Source organism: Chelativorans intermedius (assembly GCF_025398255.1).
GTDB classification, from domain to species: Bacteria; Pseudomonadota; Alphaproteobacteria; order Rhizobiales; family Rhizobiaceae; genus Chelativorans; species Chelativorans intermedius.
Window position 1 is genome coordinate 1 of the sequence record NZ_JAODNW010000066.1, and the last position, 2,986, is coordinate 2,986.

Here is a 2,986-nt window from a genome sequence, read left to right on the forward strand (position 1 = left end):
GCGATCAAAGCCCGGTCGATCCGCAGCCTCTGCGGGCGGGGATGAGACTTGCGCGACATGGCTCACGCCGCCCTCCGTTCCGGCGTGGCGGCGGCCTTGACAAGCTGTCGGATCGCGCGCTTGTTGAACCGGAAGGAGATCAGCGCCGAGGCGTGGTAGCGGGTGAGCCCGTAATCCTGCCGCTGCTCGGGCGAGAGGTATTGCAGCTGCTTCTCGGTGGGCGCCTGCCGCAGCCAGGCGCGGGTCTTGAAGGCGCTCTCGTCGCTCTCGTGCGCGTTCAGCCAGTCATCGGCCTGCGCAAGGCAGACCGCCCGCTCGCCTATCCCGAGAAGCCGGGGCTGCGCGCCCCGCCGGCCGCCGACCGCATACCAGAGCCCGTCCAGCCAGAAGATGCCGCCCCAGGCCGTGAAGCCCGTGGCCATCAGCGCCGCCTCGTCTCCGAAGAGATCGACCCATTGGAAGCTCGACCGCTTCAACAGGTCGATTTCGGTCATGACCACGCTTTCGAGCGGCGGCGCCCCGTCGCTCAGGAACTCGTATCCACAGATCGGGCATTGGCGGGCTGCGAGCGGGACCGTCGCCTCGCATTCCGGGCAGGTCTTCGTCGGCGCGACGCACGGTGTCGGATCGCGGCCGTCGAGATCGACGTCCTGCTCCAGCGTGCCGTGGGTCAGGCTCGACGTTCCGAAATCCAGCACCACGCAGTCGGTCTTGACGATGCCGGGATGTTCCTCGGGGTCGACCGTGCGCAGGCCTCGCCCGACCATCTGGATCATGGTGGATTTGCAGGATGAGGGGCGCAGCAGCACCACGCAGGAGGTCGGCGGGTGGTCGAAGCCCTCAGTGAGCACCGAGACGTTGACCAGCACGGCGATCTCGCCCGAGGCATAGGCAGCGAGGATGTTGCGGCGCTCGTCGGCGGAAAGCTCGCCATGGATCAACCCCGCCGGGATGCCCGCCGCGTTAAAGGCCTCGGCAACATGGGCCGCATGGGCAACGGTCGAGCAGAAGACGATGGTGGGGCGACCGGCGGCTTTCTCTCGCCAGTGGCGGATCACCTCGTCGGTGACCGGCGCGCGGTCCATGATGTCGGCGACCTCGTTCATGTCAAAATCGAGGGCGGTCTTGCGGACCTTTTGCAGCTGCTCCTGCACGCCCACGTCGATCACGAAGCTGCGCGGCGGCACCAGGTGGCCCGAGGCGATCAGCTCACCCAGCCGGACCTGGTCGGCCACGTTGTCGAAGACCTCGCGCAGCCCTTTCCGGTCGCCGCGATTGGGCGTCGCCGTGACGCCGAAGATGCGGGCCTCCGGGTTGGTGTCGCGGACGCGGTCGACGATACGGCGATAGCTGTCGGCCACCGCGTGATGCGCCTCGTCGATCACCAGCAGGTCGAGCTTCGGCATCGTGGCGAGATTGGAAGCCCGCGACAGCGTCGGCGCCATGGCGAAGGTGACCTGGCCCGACCAGTCCTTCGTGGCGGCATCGACCACCGAGGTGGTGATGCTGGGATTGACCCGGCCGAACTTCTCCCGGTTCTGGGCTGTCAGCTCGTCGCGATGGGCCAGAACGCAGGCCTTTGCGCCGCCCGCGACCATTTCACCCGCAACGGCGGACAACATGATGGTCTTGCCGGAATTGTGCGTGAGGGTGAAATCCCCCATCAGGTAGCGATGATCGCCATCGACCGTGAATCCGTGGTATTCGCCTTCGCCGACCGGATGCACGGTGAACCCGCAGCGCAGGACGTTCTTCTTCTGCTTGCGTGGCGGCGCCTGCTTGCGCAGCACCCGCGTCGGGATCAGGTCGAGGTCGCCCGAAATGTGAACACGGGTGTAAATGTTGCCACGAACCTCCTTCTCGGCAGAGGTTGCGAGAAACCCGAGGCTGCGTGCGACAAAGACCACGTCCCGGGCCAGTCGGGAAGATTTGCTGACGAACTCGAAACAGCGTCCGTTCACCAGGTGCCCATCCGTGTCGAGCAGGCCCGCAAGGATCGCATGGCGAACGTCCCGCGATCCCAGGCGATAGGCGTCGGGCAGAAACTTCTCGCCGGTGGTCCTTCCGTAAAGTCCGAGCTTGCGCAGTTGGTCGATCAGCGCGTTGTGATGATCGCGGTCATCGACGAAAAAATAGGTATTGGCCGCGTTGTCGGGCAGTTGCTCGCATCTGAGCCTCAGGCTCTGTCCGGCGGCGAACTTGTAGAGTGCATCGACGATTTCCACGTCCGGCGTGGTGATCGACACATTGCGGATGATGCTGCCGTCGCCGAGGATCACGCCAAGCATGTACGGGTCCAGGTCGGGTGTTTCCCTCTCGGGGAAATCCACGGGCATGCGCAAGAGCTTGTGCAGATGCCGGAAATGGTCAGACGCTGCGAGCCAATCGGCGATGCTGATATCGACAAGCTGACCTTCGCGGTTGGTCCCGCTTTTGTTGTGCCCTTCATTCGTGCGCACGAGCGTCAGGATGTGACCGAGATTGACCACGAAGGGATCGCCCTTCAGCGGCCGAACCTCGAACATCTGGTCCCGGCCACGATGCAGTTCGAGAACATGCCGAGGCGTGCTGCCCGGTCCCATGAGGACATCGCCGACCGCGATGTCTTCCACTGGCCTGACGGAACCGTCATGCATGAGGATCAACGTGCCCGGGGCATGGCATCCCGTGGGCGCGACGCCGAGCGTGTTGCCGTGCTTCGAGAGCGCAGCGAGGCTGCGCTCCACGAAGACTTTCTGGCGGGGACGAAGCCGCATCGGACGCCCCTCTACTCAGCCCAGGCCGGACGGCCCGGCACTGCCGGAGCAGTCTGCTGCTGCGGTGCCGCCGCCGGCTGCGGCGCGGGCGGCGATGGCGGCTGGTAGCCGTGGCCCGCCGTGCCCATGACCTGCGCATAGTCGCGATGGTCGGGCGTGACCGCCGCGCGGATCTCGTTCTTCTCCTCGCCCATCGCGTCGGTGCCGATGTCGATGCGCGCGACGAACTC

Annotated in this window: 2 protein-coding genes; both read right to left on the reverse strand. The window is 65.7% G+C overall.

From position 1 onward, the window contains the following. Positions 1-62: 62 nt before the first annotated feature. Entirely contained in the window at positions 63-2,756 is a 2,694-nt protein-coding gene (locus NYR58_RS20155; protein ID WP_261522915.1) for a Hint domain-containing homing endonuclease, read from the reverse strand. 11 nt (positions 2,757-2,767) lie between these two features. Further along, positions 2,768-2,986: hypothetical protein (locus tag NYR58_RS20160; RefSeq protein WP_449243709.1), on the reverse strand; the 219-nt coding region annotated here is incomplete at its 5' end.

Excerpts from the sequence above, each read along its gene's own strand:
- NYR58_RS20155 (WP_261522915.1), bottom strand. The coding sequence starts at position 2,756 with ATGCGGCTTCGTCCCCGCCAGAAAGTCTTCGTGGAGCGCAGCCTCGCT.